The organism is Thermus antranikianii DSM 12462, assembly GCF_000423905.1.
GTDB lineage: Bacteria > Deinococcota > Deinococci > Deinococcales > Thermaceae > Thermus > Thermus antranikianii.
The window spans coordinates 1-19,581 of sequence record NZ_AUIW01000013.1 but is presented as its reverse complement, the minus strand read 5'-3'; the positions used below and the strand labels follow the sequence as shown (position 1 = coordinate 19,581).

Annotated in this window: 23 protein-coding genes and 1 rRNA gene; 11 read left to right on the top strand and 13 right to left on the bottom strand. The window is 63.9% G+C overall.

Annotation, left to right across the window (positions count from 1 at the left end; genetic code table 11):
• Positions 1–285 precede the first annotated feature (285 nt).
• Positions 286–1,680: a chromate efflux transporter gene (chrA, locus tag G584_RS0108965; protein WP_028494330.1), complete on the top strand. Its 1,395-nt coding sequence runs from the start codon at positions 286–288 to the stop codon at positions 1,678–1,680.
• Positions 1,681–1,729: 49 nt separating this feature from the next.
• Here the strand turns inward: chrA and G584_RS0108960 are convergent, their stop codons facing one another.
• From G584_RS0108960 to sppA, 3 genes are all read right to left on the bottom strand, one after another.
• Positions 1,730–2,050 (bottom strand): hypothetical protein, encoded by a 321-nt coding sequence (locus tag G584_RS0108960; protein WP_028494329.1) that lies wholly within the window; start codon positions 2,048–2,050, stop codon positions 1,730–1,732.
• Positions 2,051–2,169: 119 nt separating this feature from the next.
• Positions 2,170–2,607 (bottom strand): RDD family protein, encoded by a 438-nt coding sequence (locus G584_RS0108955; RefSeq protein ID WP_028494328.1) that lies wholly within the window; start codon positions 2,605–2,607, stop codon positions 2,170–2,172.
• The gene (gene sppA, locus G584_RS0108950; protein ID WP_028494327.1) at positions 2,601–3,533 is read right to left on the bottom strand and encodes a signal peptide peptidase SppA; all 933 of its coding nucleotides are present in this window, start codon (positions 3,531–3,533) and stop codon (positions 2,601–2,603) included. The genes G584_RS0108955 and sppA overlap by 7 nt, the downstream gene beginning before the upstream one ends.
• Positions 3,534–3,566: 33 nt before the next feature.
• On the opposite strand from sppA, the gene G584_RS0108945 reads away from it, so the two are divergent.
• Both G584_RS0108945 and G584_RS0108940 read left to right on the top strand, forming a co-directional pair.
• Complete coding sequence (locus tag G584_RS0108945; RefSeq protein WP_028494326.1) at positions 3,567–4,712, top strand: class I SAM-dependent rRNA methyltransferase; 1,146 nt, start codon at positions 3,567–3,569, stop codon at positions 4,710–4,712.
• 81 nt (positions 4,713–4,793) lie between these two features.
• On the top strand, positions 4,794–5,927 hold the full coding sequence (locus G584_RS0108940) for a citrate synthase/methylcitrate synthase (protein ID WP_028494325.1): 1,134 nt from the start codon (positions 4,794–4,796) through the stop codon (positions 5,925–5,927).
• Positions 5,928–6,065: 138 nt separating this feature from the next.
• On the opposite strand, the gene G584_RS0108935 is transcribed toward G584_RS0108940, so the two are convergent.
• Genes G584_RS0108935 through era form a run of 3 tightly spaced genes read right to left on the bottom strand, consistent with a single transcriptional unit; the run spans position 6,066 to position 8,715 of the window.
• A complete protein-coding gene (locus G584_RS0108935) occupies positions 6,066–6,875 on the bottom strand; it encodes a HesA/MoeB/ThiF family protein (protein ID WP_028494324.1) in 810 nt (269 codons plus the stop codon).
• A 2-nt stretch (positions 6,876–6,877) separates the two neighbouring features.
• Positions 6,878–7,759 carry an acyltransferase gene (locus G584_RS0108930; protein WP_028494323.1) on the bottom strand — a complete coding sequence of 294 codons (882 nt, stop codon included), beginning with the start codon at positions 7,757–7,759 and terminating at the stop codon, positions 6,878–6,880.
• Positions 7,760–7,803: 44 nt separating this feature from the next.
• Complete coding sequence (gene era / locus G584_RS0108925; protein ID WP_028494322.1) at positions 7,804–8,715, bottom strand: GTPase Era; 912 nt, start codon at positions 8,713–8,715, stop codon at positions 7,804–7,806.
• A gap of 109 nt (positions 8,716–8,824) precedes the next feature.
• Between era and dprA the strand changes: the two genes are divergently transcribed.
• Positions 8,825–9,826, top strand: coding sequence for a DNA-processing protein DprA (gene dprA / locus G584_RS0108920; protein ID WP_028494321.1), 1,002 nt, complete (start codon positions 8,825–8,827; stop codon positions 9,824–9,826).
• A 39-nt stretch (positions 9,827–9,865) separates the two neighbouring features.
• On the opposite strand, the gene G584_RS0108915 is transcribed toward dprA, so the two are convergent.
• On the bottom strand, positions 9,866–10,774 hold the full coding sequence (locus G584_RS0108915; RefSeq protein WP_028494320.1) for a manganese catalase family protein: 909 nt from the start codon (positions 10,772–10,774) through the stop codon (positions 9,866–9,868).
• A 102-nt stretch (positions 10,775–10,876) separates the two neighbouring features.
• On the opposite strand from G584_RS0108915, the gene G584_RS0108910 reads away from it, so the two are divergent.
• Both G584_RS0108910 and G584_RS0108905 read left to right on the top strand, forming a co-directional pair.
• Positions 10,877–11,773, top strand: coding sequence for a LysR family transcriptional regulator (locus G584_RS0108910; protein WP_028494319.1), 897 nt, complete (start codon positions 10,877–10,879; stop codon positions 11,771–11,773).
• A 37-nt stretch (positions 11,774–11,810) separates the two neighbouring features.
• The gene (locus G584_RS0108905; RefSeq protein ID WP_028494318.1) at positions 11,811–12,764 is read left to right on the top strand and encodes a branched-chain amino acid transaminase; all 954 of its coding nucleotides are present in this window, start codon (positions 11,811–11,813) and stop codon (positions 12,762–12,764) included.
• Here G584_RS0108905 and trmH read toward each other — a convergent pair.
• The 5 genes from trmH to dcd are packed head-to-tail and all read right to left on the bottom strand — an operon-like array spanning position 12,754 to position 15,764.
• Positions 12,754–13,329, bottom strand: coding sequence for a tRNA (guanosine(18)-2'-O)-methyltransferase TrmH (trmH, locus tag G584_RS0108900; protein WP_028494317.1), 576 nt, complete (start codon positions 13,327–13,329; stop codon positions 12,754–12,756). The genes G584_RS0108905 and trmH overlap by 11 nt on opposite strands.
• On the bottom strand, positions 13,313–13,936 hold the full coding sequence (gene hisG, locus G584_RS0108895) for an ATP phosphoribosyltransferase (RefSeq protein ID WP_028494316.1): 624 nt from the start codon (positions 13,934–13,936) through the stop codon (positions 13,313–13,315). Before hisG ends, trmH begins: the two co-directional genes overlap by 17 nt.
• Positions 13,933–15,018: an ATP phosphoribosyltransferase regulatory subunit gene (locus G584_RS0108890; RefSeq protein ID WP_028494315.1), complete on the bottom strand. Its 1,086-nt coding sequence runs from the start codon at positions 15,016–15,018 to the stop codon at positions 13,933–13,935. The genes hisG and G584_RS0108890 overlap by 4 nt, the downstream gene beginning before the upstream one ends.
• Complete coding sequence (locus G584_RS12845; protein WP_028494314.1) at positions 15,015–15,215, bottom strand: hypothetical protein; 201 nt, start codon at positions 15,213–15,215, stop codon at positions 15,015–15,017. The genes G584_RS0108890 and G584_RS12845 overlap by 4 nt, the downstream gene beginning before the upstream one ends.
• 3 nt (positions 15,216–15,218) lie before the next feature.
• A complete protein-coding gene (dcd, locus tag G584_RS0108880) occupies positions 15,219–15,764 on the bottom strand; it encodes a dCTP deaminase (RefSeq protein ID WP_028494313.1) in 546 nt (181 codons plus the stop codon).
• Between the two features lie 30 nt (positions 15,765–15,794).
• On the opposite strand from dcd, the gene G584_RS0108875 reads away from it, so the two are divergent.
• The gene (locus tag G584_RS0108875; RefSeq protein WP_028494312.1) at positions 15,795–16,676 is read left to right on the top strand and encodes a putative Ig domain-containing protein; all 882 of its coding nucleotides are present in this window, start codon (positions 15,795–15,797) and stop codon (positions 16,674–16,676) included.
• On the top strand, positions 16,673–17,113 hold the full coding sequence (gene aac(6'), locus G584_RS0108870; RefSeq protein ID WP_245563377.1) for an aminoglycoside 6'-N-acetyltransferase: 441 nt from the start codon (positions 16,673–16,675) through the stop codon (positions 17,111–17,113). The genes G584_RS0108875 and aac(6') overlap by 4 nt, the downstream gene beginning before the upstream one ends.
• On the opposite strand, the gene G584_RS0108865 is transcribed toward aac(6'), so the two are convergent.
• Complete coding sequence (locus G584_RS0108865; RefSeq protein ID WP_028494310.1) at positions 17,110–17,589, bottom strand: macro domain-containing protein; 480 nt, start codon at positions 17,587–17,589, stop codon at positions 17,110–17,112. The two genes, aac(6') and G584_RS0108865, sit on opposite strands and share 4 nt — an antisense overlap.
• A gap of 28 nt (positions 17,590–17,617) precedes the next feature.
• Between G584_RS0108865 and G584_RS0108860 the strand changes: the two genes are divergently transcribed.
• The 3 genes from G584_RS0108860 to G584_RS0108850 form a co-directional block, all read left to right on the top strand.
• Positions 17,618–18,325 (top strand): SDR family NAD(P)-dependent oxidoreductase, encoded by a 708-nt coding sequence (locus G584_RS0108860; protein ID WP_028494309.1) that lies wholly within the window; start codon positions 17,618–17,620, stop codon positions 18,323–18,325.
• On the top strand, positions 18,322–18,783 hold the full coding sequence (gene nrdR / locus G584_RS0108855) for a transcriptional regulator NrdR (RefSeq protein WP_028494308.1): 462 nt from the start codon (positions 18,322–18,324) through the stop codon (positions 18,781–18,783). The genes G584_RS0108860 and nrdR overlap by 4 nt, the downstream gene beginning before the upstream one ends.
• Before the next feature lie 104 nt (positions 18,784–18,887).
• A 16S ribosomal RNA gene (locus G584_RS0108850) occupies positions 18,888–19,581 on the top strand; the annotation flags it as partial.

Sequence of the window (19,581 nt, the reverse complement as noted above, 5' to 3'; positions counted from 1 at the left end):
CAGCTGGGTGGTATAGTGGGCCTCGAGGTGCGAGGGAGCTGGGTGCGCTCAGAGAGGGCTTTTAGGCTCCGGGTGTGCACCTGGGCTCACGCACGGGGGATCTTGAAAGGCTAATCTGGACTGGCTCCCTTTACATACACATAGAGGGGGGTCAGCGGGGGTTTTTGCCGTCTGGGTCATGTGTAGTCCCCACGCATGTGGGGATGGCCCGTTTTTGCTAGTGTGTACATAGTGCCTGCCTAGGGTAGTCCCCACACACGGGGGATGGCCTGAGAAGGGATATCCATGCCCAAGAAAAGTGTGCGGACCCTAGAAACGACCCCGCTGGCTGCACGCGTCCCGTTCCGGGAGGCGCTCGCATACTGGTTCAAGCTCGGATGGCTCGCCTTCGGCGGTCCGGCCGGCCAGATCGCCATGATGCATCACGAGCTGGTTGAGCGCCGGCGCTGGATTTCGGAGCAGCGCTTCCTGCACGCGCTCAACTACTGCATGACGCTACCAGGTCCCGAGGCGCAGCAGCTGGCCACCTACATCGGGTGGCTCATGCATGGCACCTGGGGTGGGATCGCCGCGGGTACGCTCTTCGTCCTGCCCTCGGTGCTGGTGATCGTGCTGTTCGGCTGGATCTATCTCCGCTTCGGCGATTTGCCCGCCGTGGCCGGCGTGCTCTACGGCATCAAGCCGGCGGTGATCGCGATCGTGGTGTATGCCGCCTACCGCATCGGCCGCAGGGCGCTCCGGAACGCCTGGCTCTGGGCCATCGCGGCAGCGGCGTTCGTCGCGACCTTTGCGCTGCGCCTGCCGTTCCCGCTCATCATCATCGGCGCCGGTCTCATCGGCTACCTCGGCGGCCGCTATGCCCCGGAGCGTTTCACGCTGCACGATGGGGAGGCAGATGGCGGCAACAGTGCGCTCATCGGCGATCACCACGCCACCCCCGAGCACGCGCGCTTCTCGCGCGCCAGGCTCGTGCGTTACACGATCGTGGGTCTTTTGATCTGGGCCGTGCCGTTCGGGTCGCTTGTCGCCTGGCAGGGCTGGAACGGTGTGTACGCGCAAATGGCGTGGTTCTCGACCAAGGTGGCGCTCCTGACCTTCGGGGGAGCGTATGCGGCGCTACCGTATGTCTATCAGCACGCGGTGGAGATCCATGGCTGGCTCACCGTGCCGCAGATGATGGATGGCCTCGCGCTCGGCGAGACCACGCCCGGTCCGCTCGTCAAGATTGTGACCTTTGTCGGCTTTCTCGGGGGCTGGCAGCGTGAGGCGCTCGGGCCCGAGGCCCTAGCGCTTGCGGGCACGCTGGGGGCGCTCGTCACCACGTTCTACACCTTTTTGCCGTCGTTTCTGTTCATCCTGATCGGCGGCCCGCTCGTGGAGGCGACGCGCGGGGCGATCCATTTCACTGCACCGCTCACCGGCATCACCGCCGCTGTGGTAGGGGTGATTCTGAACCTCGCCGTGTTCTTCGCCTACCACGTGCTCTGGCCGCAGGGCCTTGCCGGACCGTTCGGTCTCGACACCTTGTTCAACGGTTTCGAATGGTTCTCGGCCCTGCTGGGGGCTGCCGCCCTTGTCGCGCTCGTGCGTTACCAGGTCGGCATCATCCCCGTGATCCTCGCCTGCGGCGCGGCGGGGTTGGTGTATGCCTTTGCGCTGAGGCCGCTGCTCGGCGGCTGAAGGGCTTGGCGGATCACCCGATTGGGAGGGCGGGAGAGCCGGTGTAGCCTCAGCCCTCATTCCGTTCCTGCATGGGGTCCACTCCCCAGGTTTCCAGGTAGAAGGCTCTCAGTTCCTCGGGCGATATCGGGGAGATTTCCCGTGGAAGTGGGCTTCCGGTTCGGAACCTCATGGCATACTCTTCTATTTCCTCCAGATTCTTCCCGTTCACGCCATGGGCTTGGGCAAATAGGGCAAGGAGGCTTGCCTCGAGGTGAGAGGGAGGGTCGGAGAGAGCGATGGCAAGGGCTTCCTCCCTGTCCTTCCCTACCATGAGGGCATAGAGGAAAAGGCCCGCCGCAACATCCGTAAGCTCCGTAAGCCTATCCATACATCCTCAGCGTAGCCCCTTGCCTGTTTTCCGTCGGACGGAAAGCCCTACCTCACCTTTCCCCTTGTTTCGGGGATGGATCCAGAGGGGTGCGGGGGGTTTCTACCGCCTTGCCCGGTTTACGGGGCTCCCTCTTCGGATCTGGCACTGGCTGGGCCTGAGCGCACCACCAGGGTGTCGGCGATGAGGTCATGCCAGGCCTGGCGCTTAGGGTGGAAGAAAGCCCAGAGGTAGCCAAGGAGGAGGGGCAGGGTGGAAAGGGTCTTGCCTACCACCTCCCGCATAAAGGCGGTGAGCCAGTCCACAGGCTGGCCGTCCGTGCGGACCACCTTGAGGCCCAGGGCCATTTTTCCCGGGGTTGCCCCATACAATGCGGTGAAGATCACGTAGTAGGCCCAGCTGGGTATCCAGTTGAAGAGGAGGTCCTGGACGAAGGTGGTGGTTTGCGCCAGGGGGTTTATCCCGGCCAGGGTCATCAGGAGGAAGCTCAGGGGAACCAGGATGAGACCGTCGATAAGGGAGGCCACGAGCCTGCGCCAGGGGCTAGCGATCACCATAACCCTCCTCCCAGGTAGCGGTACTCGAGGCGAAACCGGTTCTGGCCGAGCAGGGAAACTAGCTGCTCGGTTTCCGAGGAAAGGCCCAGGGGAAACCCCTCGCCCAGAAGTCCGTCCAGCAGGCCTTTAGGTTTCACATAGCGCACCAGGCGAAACTCCTCCAGGCCGGCCAGCTCCGCGGCGCGCTTAGCGGCGTCTTCCAGGTAGCCTTCCCGGTCTGCAAGCCCGAGGGCGATGGCCTGGGTTCCCGAGTAGATGCGGCCATCGGCCAGTTGCCGCACTTTGTCCTTAGGAAGGTGCCTTCCCTCCGCAACCCTGGCCACGAAAAGCTCGTACGCCTCGCGCATGTAGCCCTGGATGAGGGTTCGCTCCTCCGGGGTGAGGGGCCGGAGGCCGGAGCCCATATCCTTGAGCCGGCCTTCCTTGAGGACCTCCACTTGAACGCCCAGTTTGGCCAGTAAACCTTGGACCTGGGGAAGGGTGGCGATGACCCCGATGGAGCCGGTGATGGCGGTGGCCGGGGTGAAGATCTCGCGGGCAGCGGTGGCCACGTAGTAGCCGCCGCTGGCGGCCACGGTGCCGAAGGCAGCCACCAGGGGCTTTTCCCGGGCCAAGTCCTTCAGGGCGCGGTGGATGGCCTCGGTTTCCGTGACGCTACCCCCAGGGCTATCCACGAAGAGGACCGCGGCCCGGATGTCCTGGTCCTCCCGGGCCTGGCGGATTTTGGCGAGGAGGTCCTCGAGGTCCTTCCCCATGGGGATGCTGCCCACCACCTCCAGGAGGACTACTTTTTCGCCCCGGCCATACAGGGTGGCTTCCCGCCAGGGGTGGCCGGTTTCCCGGGACTGGATGAGGCGCCCTAGGCCCACCACGAGAAGGGCTACTGCTACAAAGAGGAGAAGGGCTAGCCAGCGCTTTCGGTTCATGGTTCCAAGGTAGCACAAGGGTATGCTGAGCCCGTGCTGAGGGTGGTGGTCAAGCCGGGAAAGGAAAGGAAAGTCCGCAACTTTTATCCCAACCTCTACCGGGACGAGCTGGAGGAGATGCCCAAGCAGGCCGGGGTGGCGGAGGCGGTGGCCGCCGATGGCAGTTTTTTGGCGGTGGGCTACCTGGACCCGGGCTCCCGCATCCCGTTCCGGGCTTATCGCTTTGACCCTGGCCCTTTGGATCGGGCCTTTTTTCTGGCTCGCTTTGAGCGGGCCTTGCGCAAGAGGGAGGGGATGGGCCAAAGCTACCGCCTGGTGCATGGAGAGGCGGATGGCCTCCCCGGCCTAGTGGTGGACCGGTTTGGAGAGGTTCTGGTTCTCCAAGTGCGCACCCGGGGGATGGAGGCTTTAAGGGAGGTTTGGTTTCCCGCCCTCCTAGAGGCAGTGGGCCCCAAGGGGGTTTACGAGCGGAGCGACGTGGAGGCCAGGAGGCAGGAAGGGCTTCCCGAGAGGGTGGGGGTGGTCTACGGGGAGGTGCCCGAGGTTTTGGCGGTGGAGGAGGATGGCCTGATTTTCCCCATCCCCTTGGCCCTGGCCCAGAAGACGGGGTTTTACCTGGACCAGCGGGAGAACCGCCGCCTCTTTGAGGGCATGGTGCGCCCTGGGGAAAGGGTCTTGGATGTCTTTAGCTATGTGGGGGGCTTTGCCTTGAGGGCCGCACGGAAAGGAGCCTACGCTTTGGCGGTGGACAAGGACCTCGAGGCCCTGGCCATCCTGGACCAGGTGGCCTTGAGGATGGGCCTTAAGGTGGACATCCGCCACGGGGAGGCCTTGGAGGTGCTTAGAGGCCTTCAAGGGCTTTTCGATCACATCCTCCTGGACCCCCCTACCCTGGTGAAGCGCCCGGAGGAGATTCCCCCCATGAAGCGCCACCTGGTGGACCTTCTGCGGGAGGCCTTGCGCCTTCTCGCTCCTGGGGGGTACCTCTGGCTTTCCACCTGCAGCTATTACCTCAAGGCGGAGGACCTTCTGGAAGTGGCCCGGCGGGCGGCCGCCGACCGGGGAATGCGCCTTAGGGTGCATGCCCTCACCTACCAACCCCGGGACCATCCCTGGAGTTTGCACGTGCCGGAAAGCCTTTACCTCAAGACCCTGATCCTTCAGGAGGATGCCCTGTAGCTGCCCTAGCCCGGCAGGACCAGGTCACCCTGGTATGATGGGCGAGGAAGCACCCTTGGGGTGCGAAAAAAGGAGGAGCGTATGGAAGTGGCAAGGGGTTTGGAAGGCGTGCTCTTTACGGAAAGCCGGATGTGCTTCATCGACGGGGAGGCGGGCCGCCTCTACTACTACGGGATCCCCATCCAGGAGCTGGCGGAGAAGAGCACCTTTGAGGAAACCACCTTTCTCCTGCTACATGGGAGACTTCCCAAACGGGAGGAGCTCGAGGCGTTCAAAAAGGAGCTGGCCAAGCGAAGGGCCTTGCCTGAGCCCCTCCTGGAGTCCTTCCGCCGCTATCCCCTCTCGGCCCATCCCATGAGCTTCCTGCGCACGGCGGTTTCCGAGCTGGGGATGCTGGATCCCACCGAGGGGGACATCTCCCAAGAGGCCCTCTACCAAAAGGGGCTGGACCTCATTGCCAAGTTCGCCACCATTGTGGCCGCCAACAAGCGCCTGAGGGAAGGGAAGGAGCCCCTGGCTCCCCGGGAAGACCTCTCCCACGCCGCCAACTTTTTGTACATGGCTAACGGGGTGGAACCCTCCAAGGAGCAGGAGCGCCTCATGGATGCTGCTCTTATCCTGCACGCCGAGCACGGCTTCAACGCCAGTACCTTTACCGCCATCGCTGCTTTTTCCACGGAGACCGACCTCTACTCTGCCATCACCGCCGCCGTGGCCTCCCTCAAGGGGCCCAGGCACGGAGGAGCCAATGAGGCGGTGATGAAGATGATCCGGGAGATCGGCACCCCCGAAAGGGCGCGGGAGTGGGTGCGGGAGAAGCTGGCCAAGAAGGAGCGCATCATGGGTATGGGCCACCGGGTCTACAAGGCCTTTGACCCAAGGGCTGGGGTACTAGAAAAACTGGCCCGCATCGTGGCGGAAACCCATGGGCATTCCACCGAGTACCAGATTCTGAAGATCGTGGAGGAGGAGGCGGGCAAGGTCTTGAACCCCAGGGGCATCTACCCCAACGTGGACTTCTACTCCGGGGTGGTTTACTCCGACCTGGGGTTTGGCCTGGAGTTCTTCACCCCTATTTTTGCCGTGGCCCGTATCTCCGGTTGGGTGGGACACATCCTGGAGTACAAGGCCCTGGATAACCGCCTCCTCAGGCCGGATGCCAAGTATACCGGCGAGCTGGACGTGCCCTACGTGCCCCTCGAGGCCCGGGCTTAGGAGAGAGGCTATGGGAAAGCCGGGGGTCTTGCCCCCGGCTTTTTCCCTCTAGCTTTAGGCTCTTTCCCACCCTATCGCACCCCCTGGGGGTCCAAGGAGGTAGCCCGAGGGACCCCCCCTGGCGGAGCCAGAGGGGGATCAAAGGCCGCAAAAGGCCTCGTAGTCTATGAGTTCCCGCTGGGTGGGGTGGTCCCCGCAGACCGGGCAGGCGGGGTTGCGGCGCAGGGAGAGCTTGCGGAACTGGGCTTCTAAGGCGTCGTAGAGAAGCAGGGCCCCAGCCAGGGGTTTCCCGATCCCCAAAAGCACCTTGAGGGCCTCTGCGGCCATGAGGCTTCCCACCACCGCCGGTAACACCCCGAAGACTCCGGCCTCGGCGCAGGAGGGAACGCTTCCCGGGGGAGGGGGCTTGGGGAAAAGGCACCGGTAGCAGGGGCCCATCTCCCCTTCGGGGGTAAGGTGGTGAAAGACCGCCGCCTGGCCATCAAACTGGTAGATAGCCCCGTAGACGAGGGGTTTTCCCAGGAGCACGCAGGCGTCGTTCACCAAATAGCGGGTGGGGAAGTTGTCGGAGGCATCGATCACCAGGTCGTAAGGCTTTAGGATCTCCAGGGCGTTTTCCGAGGTGAGGCGCACGGGGTAGGTGTCGATCTGCACCAGAGGATTCAGGGCTAAGAGGCGCTCCTTGGCGGCCAGGGCCTTGGGCTTGCCCACATCCTCCGTGGTGTAGAGCACCTGGCGGTGGAGGTTGGAAAGCTCCACCCGGTCCATCTCCACGATGCCGATCCGCCCCACCCCAGCGGCCACCAGGTACTGCAGGACCGGCACCCCTAGGCCTCCGGCCCCCACCACCACCACGGAGGAGCGCTTCAACCTTTCCTGCCCCTCGGGGCCCACCTGGGGCAGGATCATCTGGCGGTGGTACCGGTCCAACTCCTCCTTGGTCCACATGCCTAGGCCTCCCGGGTTCCGAATCCAGGGGGCAGGAAGTCGGGGAAGTCGGGGTTGCCCTTGCGGTCGGGAGCCCTGGGGATGAGGTCCGAGGGGTGGGGTTCCCCCTTGCGGCAGTAGGGGCAGTCATGGCGGACCTTGTAGCGCACGGGGCGGGCCGGGATTCCCAGGGCGATGGCGTGGGGCGGTACATCCTTGGTGACGATGGCCCCTGTGCCCACCATGGCGTCGTCCCCGATGCGTACCCCGGCCAGGATGGTGGCGTGGTAGGTGATGCGCACCCCGCTGCCAATGATGGTTTCCTTGAGGGTGACGTCGGGGGAAGCCAGGACGTGGTGGGTGTGGCTGTAGACGTTCACGTAGTCGGAAAGCGAGGTGCGGTCCCCGATTTTTATGCCCCCGATGTCGTCCAGGAGCACGTAGCGGTGGACCACCACGTCGTCGCCTAGCTCCAGGTTGTACCCCACGGAAAACTCCACGTTTTGGAAGAACTTGGGGTTTTTCCCCACCCGCTTGAAGATGAAGGGGGCTAAGGCCCGGCGGATGGCCACCCCGGAGTGCACGGACTGGCCGATGGGGGTGAGGTCTAGAACCTTCCAGAACCAAAGGAGGGGTTTAACCTTTTGGAACTTCTCCTGGTCGGTGGCGGCATAGTACTCCGCCTCAAAGGTGATGCCCTCGGGGTCTAGCCCCATGGCGGCCAGGGGGTTTAGCTCCAGGAGTTCCTCATAGGGCCGGCCGTAGAGGAGGCGGGCGAGCTCTTCTCTCACGAGGGCGTTCCGGTCCACACTGGGATCCGAGAGCTTTTCCACCAGAGCCCCGATGAAGCGATCTAGGGCCTTCTCGTGAAGGGGAGCGATACCTCGAGGAAGGAGCCAGGGCATATGGGTATGCTAACCGGAAAAGGCCGACAGGGGAATGCCCTTCCTCACCCTATGGGGGATCGGTAGCCCAGTTCCCTCAAGGCCTCGGGGTCCTTGCGCCAGTTGGGATAGACCTTGACCTCGAGGTCCAAGTATATCTGCCGGTTCAGGAAGATCTCCAGTTGTTTCCTGGCGGCTTGGCCAATCTCCTTGATCTTTCTGCCCCCTTCCCCGATGACGATGGCCTTTTGCGAGGGGCGCTCCACGTAGAGAGTAGCCTTAATGTAGAGCACGCCGTTTTCCCTTTCCGCCACCTCCTCGGTCTTCACCGCCACCGCGTAGGGCACCTCGTGCCAGAGGCGCTTCATGGCCTCCTCCCGAATGATCTCCGCCACCCATTCCCCGAAGTCCTGGTCGCTTTTGGCGAAGTTCTCGGGGTAGAAAAAGGGTCCTTCGGGTAGGAGGGCAAAGAGCTCGGCTTTAAGCTGGGCCACCTGGCGTTCGTCCAAGGCGGAAAGCATCCTGGCCTCGGCCTCGGGGAGGAGGGCATGGTAGGCCTTGAGGGCTTCCTCGGGGTATTTGGCAGCATCCAGCTTGTTGCCCACGAGGAGGATGGGTACCTTGCCCACCAAGGGCCTTAGGGCCTTGGCTACCAGTTCGTCTTCCGGGGTAGGGGGGTGGCGGAGGTCCACCACCCACACCACGGCGTTTACGTCGGAAAGGGCTTCGTAGACCTCCTGATCCATGAACTGCCCCAGGGCGTCCATGGGTTTGTGCAGGCCCGGGGTATCCACGAACACAATTTGGCGGCGGCCCTCTGTGAGAATGCCCCGGAGGCGCTTGCGGGTGGTTTGGGGTTTGGGGCTGATGGGAGCCACTTTCACCCCCAGGAGGTTGTTGAGGAGGGTGGACTTGCCCACGTTGGGCTTGCCCACGATGGCCACGAACCCGGAGTAGGTTGTCTCTTTCTTCTCCATATTTTCCTTTAGGTCATCCCGACCCCTAGGATTGGCCTTGGGCCTGGGGCCGGACCTTCCGGGCACGGGCTTCGCCCGTGACCCAGGTTCTTCAGTATACTCTTAAGCCGTGGATCCCTTGGCCCTGGCCCTGCTTCCCGGCATCGGTCCCAAGCGGCTTCTTGAGATTTTGGCGGAGCGAAATCCCCTTTCTTCTTTAAAAAAGCGCTTTCCCCAGGCGGCAACGGGGCTTCCCCAAGCGGAAAGGCAGGCCTGGAGGGAAAGGGAGCGGGCGGAGGCCTTGGGGGCGCGCATCCTGGGCCTTTGGGAAGAGGCCTTTCCCGAGGGGCTTAGGAGGCTTCCCCAACCTCCCACCCACCTTTATGTGCAAGGGGATCTTCCGGAGGAGGGGAAGGCGGTGGCCATCGTGGGCACCAGGAAAGCCTCCACCTGGGCGCTTTCCTTCACCCGCAAACTTGCCCGGGAGCTTTCCGAGGCCGGGCTTTGCGTGGTCTCGGGCCTGGCCAGGGGGGTGGACCGGGAAGCCCACCTCGGGGCCCTGGAGGGAGGTGGATCCACCCTGGGGGTTTTGGGAAGCGCCTTGGACCGCATCTATCCTCCCGAGCACCGGGAGCTGGCCCGGAAGGTGGCCCTGGTTTCCGAGTTTCCCTTCGGCACCGGACCCAAGCCGGAGTTTTTCCCGAGAAGAAACCGCATCATCGCAGGGCTGGTGCGGGCGGTGATCGTGGTGGAGGCCCCCATGGAATCCGGGGCCCTCATCACTGCCCGGTATGCCCTGGAACTGGGCAAGGAGGTTTTGGCGGTGCCGGGCCGTCCCACGGATGCGAACTCCTTGGGAACCAACCGCCTCATCCAGGATGGGGCCTATCCGGTGCTTTCCGCGGAGGACGTTCTTTCCTACCTGGGGTTTTCCGGGAAGCCCAGAAGGGCGGTGGAGCTTTCCCAGGAGGAGGAGGGGCTTTATGCCCTCCTTAGGCAAGGTGAAGCCCTACCCGAGGACCTGGCCCAGGCCTTGGGGGTTCCTGCGGAAAAGGTGCTTTCCCTCCTCACCCTGCTGGAGCTTAAGGGGCTGGCCCAGGCTTTGCCTGGGGGGAGGTATGGGGCACTCTAGGGCCGGCTGGGCCTCTTGGCCCAGCCGGGAAGAACCCGCTTACTTGGCCTTCTCGTAAAGCTTCTTGGCGATCTCGTAGAGCTCGCCCGGGTGGAACTCGGGAGCAAACTCGGCGGCGTCGTGGCCCGCGTCAAAGACGGGTCCGCCTTCGGGGGGGCCGTCCACCACCCTTACCTCGCTACCGTCCTCCGGGGAGGGGCCGGACCAGATGAGCCCCAGGTCCTGGTAGTCGGAAGGGCTGAAGCGGTACAAGTTCCTGTGGAAGCCCAGATCCATGTACTTTTTGGCTTCGGGGATCTTGCTGTTATCGATGCGGGGGATGGGGAGCATCTTGGTCATCTCCACCCCGGTGAGGCTTTCTAAGGCCTTGCCGTAGGCAGCGGCATGCACCCCGCCTCGCACCAGGAGGTAGCCGATCATCTCGCGGGCCACGGGGTTATCCGTCATCTCGTAAACCCGGAGCTTGTGGGTGCGGGCAGCTACCTCCAGGAAGAAGTTATGGAGAAGGTCCAGGATAAGGTTGCCGCTGGAGAACACGTACTCCCCGTGCCAGTGCTCCCCCATGGCTCCCATCACCAGGCTGTTGGCCCCGCCGGCGATGAAGTGAGCGGCGTTGCGGGCATTCTTGGCGAAGCCCAGGGGGGTAGCCGCGGGGTCCACACCTTCCTCGAGGTCCTTCCCCGGGTTCTTGGCCAAGAGGCTGTTGATGGTGGCGGCCACCAGCTCGATGTGGCCCAGCTCCTCGGTGGCGATGTTGGCGATGAGGTCGTAGTAGGGCTTAAGGGCCTTCTTCCCCCGGAAGTTGAAGGACTGGTACATGTAGTTCATCAAGGTGGACATTTCCCCAAAGCGCCCGCCCAGTAGGGCCTGTACCGCGGCGGCGGCGTTGGGGTCCTGTTCCTTGGGCATGGGGAGTTCGATCTGCAGGCGGTCTATTCTCAGGAACATCCTCGTCACCTCCTGCCTGGCAAGGCCAGGCAGTTTTCACCTTAGGGGGGATCCACGCATAAGTCCAATACATCTCATTGGTTGTCGGGATAAATTGGACTTATGACCCTGGAACAGATGCGCTACCTGGTAGCCTTGGTGGAGGAAGGGAGCTTTACCCGGGCGGCCGAGCGGGTCTACCTCACCCAGCCTGCCCTCAGCGTGCAGATCCGCAAGCTGGAGGAGGAGCTTGGGGTTAAGCTCTTTGACCGCAGGCAGGGGAAGCCCACGGAGGTGGGGCAGAGGGTGGCGGCCCAAGCCCGCCGGGTGCTGGAGGAGGTGGCCAGGGTCAGGGCCATTGCCCGGGGGGAGGAGGGGGTCTTCCAGGGTCCCTTCCGCGTGGGGGTCATCCCCACCCTGGCCCCTTATCTTCTGCCAAGGCTTTTGCCCCGGTTGCTGGAAAGGTATCCGGGCCTCGAGGTTTCGGTGCGGGAGGAGCTTACCCCAGCTATCCTTCAGGGGCTGGTGGAGGGCCGGTTGGATGCGGGGTTGGTGGGTACGGAGGAGCGGGCACCGGGGGTGCAGAGCCTTCCCCTTTTCTCCGAGGAGTTTCTGGCCTACATCTCCCCGGGGCACCCCCTTTATGCCAAGGCGAGCCTTCATCCCTTGGAGATCCCCCTTGAGGACACCTGGATCCTTTCGGAAGGCCACTGTTTCCGGGACCAGGTCCTTTCCGTCTGCCGTCCCAGCTTGGAAAGACGGAGGGTGGAGTTCCAAAGCGGGGATCTGGAAACCCTGATCCTTTTGGTGGAGGAGGTGGGGGGGCTTACCCTTCTGCCCGAGGTGGCCCTATGGACCCTTCCCCGGGCCAAGCGCATCCACCTAAGGCCCTTGAGCCCCCCAGGGGCGGGGCGGACCGTCTATCTTCTTTTGCGGGAGGGAAGCCTCAAGGCACCTGTGGCCCGGGCCCTTGGGGAAGAGGCCAAGGGGGTTTTCCAAGAGCTACGGTTAAAGGGCTAGGGGCGGAAAAGCGTTATGATGGGGGCGGAGGTTCGCCATGGTGAAGCCCGAGGCTAAAGGTGGGGATGTTCATATCAAAGCCGGTCTCATTTGGATGAATGGCGCCTTCGTTCCCCAGGAGGAGGCCAAGACCAGCGTCCTAAGCCATGCCCTTCACTACGGGACCAGCGTCTTTGAGGGTATACGGGCCTACGAAACCCCTAAGGGCGCGGCCATCTTCCGTCTAAAGGAGCACGTGCGGCGCTTTTTCAACTCCGCCAAGGTCCTGCGCATGGAGATCCCTTTCACCCCGGAGGAGATCGAGGAGGCCATCAAGGAGGTGGTGCGGCGAAACGGCTACAAAAGCTGCTACATCCGCCCCCTGGCTTGGATGGGGGCCAAGGCCTTGGGGGTGAACCCCCTGCCCAACAACCCCGCCGAGGTGATGGTGGCCGCCTGGGAGTGGGGAGCCTATCTTGGGGAGGAGGCGGTGCGCAAGGGGGCTAAGCTCATCACCAGCTCCTGGGCTCGCTTCCCCGCCAACGTGATGCCGGGCAAGGCCAAGGTGGGAGGGAACTACGTGAACTCGGCCCTGGCCAAGATGGAGGCGGTGGCGGCCGGCGCCGATGAGGCGCTCCTTTTGGACGAGGAGGGGTATGTGGCCGAGGGCAGCGGGGAGAACCTCTTCTTCGTGCGGGACGGGGTGATCTATGCCCTCGAGCACTCGGTGAACCTGGAGGGGATCACCCGGGATTCCGTGATCCGCATCGCCAAGGACCTGGGGTACGAGGTCCAGGTGGTGCGGGCCACCCGGGACCAGCTCTACATGGCCGACGAGGTCTTCATGACCGGCACCGCCGCCGAGGTGACGCCGGTTTCCATGATCGACTGGCGGCCCATCGGCTCGGGTACCGCCGGGCCCATCACCCTGAGGCTACGGGAGGTCTACCTGGAGGCCGCCAGGGGCTTGCGGCCCGAGTACGAGGGTTGGCTTACCTACGTCACTTCCTAAGCCAGTCCTCGAGGACCCTTTGGTAGAGCTCTGGGTCCAGGCGGGGATGTTCGTAAAACCCCGCCTTTAACCTTTGCCTTTGGGCCTCAAAGAGGATCACCGCCGCCGCCACGCTCACGTTCAGGCTCTGCACCATGCCCAGCATGGGGATCTTTATGGCTCCATGGGAAAGGGCTAGGGCCTCTTCGGAAACCCCCCATTTCTCCGCTCCCAGGAGGATGGCGGTGGGCTTGGTGTAGTCCATTTCCCGGAAGTCTTGGGCGTCCTCCCGCAAGGCGGTGGCGTAGACCCGAAAGCCCCGCTCTCTCAGGTGGGCGATCGCCGTCTGGATGTCGGGGTGCACCCGCAGGTAGACCCACTTATGGCTTCCCCCGCTGGTCTCGTTGAAGGTGGGCACGCCCCCGGTGGGGTTTACCGCATGGGCCTCGAGGACCCCTACCGCGTCGCAGGTCCTCAGGATGGCCGAGAGGTTGTGGGGCTTGTGCACGTTTTCCAGTAAGACGGTGAGGTCGGGCTGGCGCTTTTTAAGGACCTCCTCTATGCGGCGTCTACGGGCCTCCGTCACGGTTTCTCAGCTTAGCGATCAGGGGCTTTAAAAGCGAGCGTTTAAGCTTCAAGGCCTGGCGGTTCACGATGAGGCGGGCGGTGGAATGGGCCAGGACCTCCACCTCCACAAGGCCCGCTGCCCTAAGGGTAGCCCCGGTCTGGACCACGTCCACCACCGCATCCGCCAGGCCCGTGACCGCGGCCAGCTCGATGTTGCCGGATAGCTCCACCACATCCGCCACCCAGCCCCGTTCCTTCAGGAGCCGGGTGGTGAAGAGGGGATACTTGGTGGCGATGCGCCGGATGGGGGAGGTATCGCCGGGGCGTCGGATGAGGGAAAGGCGGCAGGCTCCGAAGCCCAGGTCCACCGGCTCGAAAAGGTCCCGGCCCGAGTCCAAAAGCACATCCTTGCCCACCACCCCCACCTCGGCGATCCCCAGATCCACATACACGGGCACATCCTTGTTGCGAAGCTCCAGGAGGGCGATTCCTCCTTCTTCCCCGTGGAGGAGGGCCCGCTCGTTCTCTATGGGGGGGAGTTCCAGCCCCGCTTTCCTTAAGGCCTCGTAGGCTTCCTGAAACATTCGCCCCTTGGGCAGGGCAATGGTAAGGGCAAAGCGCTTCATGCCTCCTCCACCCTCCAGATGCGCTCCCCTTGGGCCAGGTAGGGAATGCCCCGGGCCTTGGCGTAGGCCACGGGGTCTTCCCCGTGGAAGAGCTCTACCCGCTTCTCCTGGGCGAAACGGCGAAGGGCCTTTAGGTCCAGGGCCAAAACCTCGGGGCTTACGTCCACCTTGGGGGGTTTTAGGGCCTCCAGGGCCCGCTCTACCCCTATAGCGAACCCCGCCGCCTTGGGGAGGAGGGCCCCGTCGTACCGGCCGCCTCCTAAAAGGGGCAGGCCGAACCCAGGGGTGTAGGCGCGGAAGAAGACCCCCGAGTAGTACTCGTAGCGCCGGGCCATGCCCAGGTCCAAAAGCACGGGCCTTTCCAGAAGTTCCAGGGTCTTTTCCAGATCCTCCAGGGCCTTCCTGGCTCTTTCGGGGAGGGGGAGGCTCTTGGCCTCGGCCAGCACCTCCATGCCCCCGTAGAGGTCGGGGAGGGCCAGGAGGGTACGCCTGGCCTCAGGGGAAACCGGGTGGCGGGAGAGGAGCTCGGTGAGCTCGGGTAGGTTCTTGCGATGGATGGCCCTTTGGGCCTCCTTGCGGGCCTCCTCCGGCAGGCCCGAGGCCTTGAGCACCTCCCCCACCAGGCTGGGGAGGCCCACCTCCACCTCCCCTTCAAGGCCGAGGGCCTCGAGGGCGGAAAAGGCCAGGGAAAGGATCTCGGCATCCGCCAGGGGGCCCGTGGCCCCGATGAGTTCCAGCCCCACCTGGGTGTACTCCCGGTAGCGACCAAGTTCCGCATCCCCTTCCCTAAGCCAAAGGGCTCCGGCGTACTGGAAGCGGGCCACCCCTTCCCCCAGGTGGGGCCTCAAGAGCTTGGCCAGAAGGGTGGTGAACTCGCTCCTTAGGGTAAGCACCTCCCCGGTTTTGTCCACCAGCTTGAAGGCCCGTTCCGCCAGGGGATGGGAGGGGTCATAGACCTCGAGGGCTGGGAGTTCCACAGGCTCATACCCATGGCGGAGGAAGAGATCCCGTAGCCGGGCCATGAGCTCGGCCTTGAGCCGGGCCTCGGGGGGGAGCAGAAAGCGGGTGCCTTCGGGGATCATTTCTTGACCAGGATCTCCACGCTGAGGATGTTCCGTTCCCCCGTGGCGCCCAAGCCCTCCGTGGGGGCGAGGCGCCTTGGCGCTTCCATCTCGAGGGAACGGACCGGCGTTTCCAAAAGGTAGGGAAGGGGTCGCATGCTCTCACCCTTGCAGGCGCCCATGGGGAGAAAGGCGAGGGAGAAGGGGCGTACCTTCATAGCCTACACCCGGGGCAGGGTGATGCCCTTCTGCCCTTGGTACTTGCCCCGGCGGTCCTTATAGGTGGTTTCGGGCCGTGGGCCCTCGAGGAAGATGATCTGTACGATGCCCTCGTTGGCGTAGACCTTGGCGGGCAGGGGGGTGGTGTTGGAGATCTCCAGGGTGACGTGCCCTTCCCAGCCGGGTTCTAAAGGGGTCACGTTGGCCACGATGCCGCAACGGGCGTAGGTGCTTTTGCCCAGGGCGATGGCGATCACATTCTCCGGCATGCGGATGTACTCGATGCTCCGGGTGAGGGCGAAGGAGTTGGGGGGGATGATGACCTCCTCACCCTCGTACTCCACGAAGCTTTTGGGGTCAAAGCCCTTGGGATCCACCACCGTGGAGAAGACGTTGGTAAAGATCCTCCACTCCGGGGCGGCGCGGAGGTCGTAGCCGAAGCTGGAAAGCCCGTAGCTGATCACCCCTTCCCGTACCAGCCTTTCCTCAAAGGGCTCAATCATTCCCTTTTTGGCCATCTCCCGGATCCACCAGTCCGGCTTAATCATGCCTTCAACTATACCCGCTAGACTGGAGCCGTGCAGAGGCTATGGGCCCTGTTCCTCCTCCTGAGCGCCTGCGGCACGCAAGACCCCACGGGGGCAGGGATGGAGCCCTTGCGCCTCGCCAGCACCAGCCTTCCTCCCGCCTACCTGGGGGAGGCCTACGCCGTCACCTTCAGCGCCGAAGGCGGGGTGCGGCCTTATTCCTTTAGCCTCGAGGGCAGGCTCCCCCAAGGCCTCGCCTTCCAGGGAGGGCGGATCACCGGGGTACCCAGGGAGAAGGGCCAGTTCCCCCTTACCCTCACCGTGGAGGACGGGGCCAAGAACAGCCGGGTCCAGCGGCTTACCCTCACGGTGTCCGACCCACCCCCGCCCAGGCTTACCTTGGTGGCCCCGCCGGCCCAGGTGGAAGGGCCCTTCCTGCTCTTGGGCCGGGTGGAGGTGCGGGAGGCCTTGGGCTTCCAGCTGGAGCTTCCCTTAAGGGATCTGAGCCCGGATCTTGCCAGCCTGAAGGTGGCGAGCCCCGTCTACCTCCTGGATTACGATCCGGAAGCGGGGCTTTTGCGCCTGGATGTGGCCTTCGCCAAACCCCTAAAGGACCAGGAGGCCTTCCGCCTCCTCCTTACCCCGCAAAGACCCCTTACCCCCAGGCTTTTTCCCCGGGTGGTCTTCTACGACAAGGAGGGGAAACCCCTGGGGGAGGCCTTGAAGCGGGGCAGGCCCTTTGCCGAACTCCTCCAGATGGCCCAGGACTGGGGCAAGGAAGGGAAGGAGCTCAAAGGGGACCTGAACGGGGATGGTAGGGTGGAAGGCGCCGATCTCCAGGCGCTGGGCCAGGGCTACTTCCTCAAGGCCCCAGCGCCTTTCCCTGGGGGTGGGGAGGGCAATCCGGGGCCCGCGGAGGAGGAAGCCCCGTGAGGGGGGGCATCCACATCCGGCCCTTGGGGCTAGAGGATGTCCCCGCTTACCTGAGCCTGCGCACGTCCCTTTGGCCGGGGGGAGGTGCAGACCGGGAGGAGGTGGAGGGCCTTCTTTCCCGCTCAGATCAGGCAGCCTTTGTGGCGGAGGAGGCGGGAGCCCTCGTGGGTTTCGTGGAGGTTGCCCTGCGTCCCTACGCCGAGGGGTGCACCACCAGCCCTGTGGGCTACCTCGAGGGCTGGTACGTGGCCCCCGCGTGGCGAGGGCAGGGAATAGGCCGGCTCCTGGTGGAGGCAGCGGAGGACTGGGCCAGGGCAAGGGGGTGCCGAGAGATGGCCTCCGATGCGGAACCTGGCAACCTTCTTGGCCAGGAGGCCCACCGCCGCCTGGGCTACCAGGAGGTGGAGCGCCTGATCTGTTTTCGCAAAGACCTTTAAAGGGCCCGGCGGATGGCCTCGGCGTCCTCCTTCCGGTAGCCGTAGAGGGTGACCTCGAGGGTATCTGGGGCCTTCTTGATCTCCTCCAGCATCACCTGGGCCACCTGGTCCACGGGAAGCCCTCCCACCCCGGTGCCCAAAAGGGGAAAAGCCACGGTTCTTAGGCCTAGCTCCACGGCCTTTGCCAGGGCGCTTCGGGTGGCCTTGCGCACGCTTTCCAAGCTGGCGGGTTCATCCCCTAGGACAGCGGCGTGGATCACGTAGCGCACCCCCAGGTTCCCCGCCCCCGTGACCGCGGCTTCCCCCACCCGGATCTTCCCGATCCGGTCGCATTCCTCTTGGATGGAGGGGCCTCCTTTCCTGAGGATGGCTCCCGCCACCCCGGCCCCCAGCTTCAGGTAGTTGTTGGCGGCGTTGACGATGGCATCTCCCCGGAACTCGGTGATGTCCCCTTCTTCCACGCGGATGCGGGCCATGTCCTCATTTTCCCGTACAATGGGCCTGATGTCACGGGATATCTTGGGCCTCGAGGGGCGGATCGTCATGGTAACCGGGGCCGGCAGGGGCTTCGGCCGGGCCATTGCCCACGGCTATGGACGCAATGGGGCCACGGTCATTGCCGTAGACCCCGATGTGGAGATGGCCACCAGCGTGGCCTCGGAGGTGGAGGCTCTGGGGGCCACGGCCATCCCCATCCGGGGCGATATGAGCGTGGTTTTGGATGTGACCAGCACCTTTGAAAAGGTGGAGGAGCTTTTTGGGCTATTGGACGGCATCGTTCATGTGACCACCGCCGAGAGCAAGACCCCCTTCGTGGAGCTTCTGGAGGGGGAGTGGTACGACCTCATGAGCCAGGATGTGAAGTCCAGCCTATATGTGCTCCAGCAGGGCCTACGCCACCTGGCAGGGGGTGGGTTTGTCACCCTGGTGTTGCCACCAGCGGTGCGTATAGAGCCCCATACCCTTTCCGTGCGCCGGGCGGTGGAGGGGCTCATCGAAGGGGTTACCCGGACCTTCCCCGGGGTGCGGGTAAACGGGGTGGTACCCTCCCGGGACCCGGTTTCCGAGGTTTATGACCAGGCCTTGGTTCGAGCGGCCTTGGGCCTGGGTTCCATGATTTCCGAAGGGGTGCGCGGGGTGGTGCTGGAGGTGGAGCTTCCCGAGCCTCCCCCATCCCCCGAGATCTACGAGCTCCTTAGGGAAGTGCCATGAAGTGTCCTTACTGCGGTCATCCCGATACCCGGGTGGTGGACTCCCGCCCCTCGGATGAGGGAGCGGCCATCCGCCGCCGCCGGGAATGCCCGGCCTGCGGTCGCCGTTTCACCACCTACGAGCGCACCCAGCTGGAGCCCTTGATGGTGGTGAAGCGGGATGGCCGAAGGGAACCCTTCAACCCCGATAAGCTTCTGAGGGGGCTCCTCTTGGCCTGCGAGAAACGCCCTGTGGATCCGGAGGTTCTCCGCCGCTTCGCCTATACCTTTGAGGACCAGGTGACGGGCCCGGAGATCACCTCTGAGGAGATCGGCCTTAAGGCCATGGCCTTCTTAAGGGATCTGGACCACGTGGCCTACATCCGCTTTGCCTCCGTATACCGAGAGTTTGATTCCGTGGAGCGCTTCATCGAGGAGATCCGCCGCCTGGGGGGTGTTGACAAGAAGGAGGGGGCTTGATAGCATAGCTTTTGCTGCGCGGGCGAAAGCCCGAGCAGGGGGATCTTGAAAAGGGGGGAGCAGAGGCTAACACCAAGCCAACAACGCCTTCGGGCGAGTTCTTTTTGTTGGAGAGTTTGATCCTGGCTCAGGGTGAACGCTGGCGGCGTGCCTAAGACATGCAAGTCGAGCGGGGTAGGTTTATGCCTACCCAGCGGCGGACGGGTGAGTAACGCGTGGGTGACCTACCCGGAAGAGGTGGACAACCTGGGGAAACCCAGGCTAATCCGCCATGTGGTCCTATCCTGTGGGGTAGGACTAAAGGGGTGGATAGCCCCGCTTCCGGATGGGCCCGCGTCCCATCAGCTAGTTGGTGGGGTAAAGGCCCACCAAGGCGACGACGGGTAGCCGGTCTGAGAGGACGGCCGGCCACAGGGGCACTGAGACACGGGCCCCACTCCTACGGGAGGCAGCAGTTAGGAATCTTCCGCAATGGGCGGAAGCCTGACGGAGCGACGCCGCTTGGAGGAGGAAGCCCTTCGGGGTGTAAACTCCTGAACTGGGGACGAAAGCCCCGGTTAGGGGGATGACGGTACCCAGGTAATAGCGCCGGCCAACTCCGTGCCAGCAGCCGCGGTAATACGGAGGGCGCGAGCGTTACCCGGATTTACTGGGCGTAAAGGGCGTGTAGGCGGCTTGGGGCGTCCCATGTGAAAGACCACGGCTCAACCGTGGGGGAGCGTGGGATACGCTCAAGCTAGAGGGTGGGAGAGGGTGGTGGAATTCCCGGAGTAGCGGTGAAATGCGCAGATACCGGGA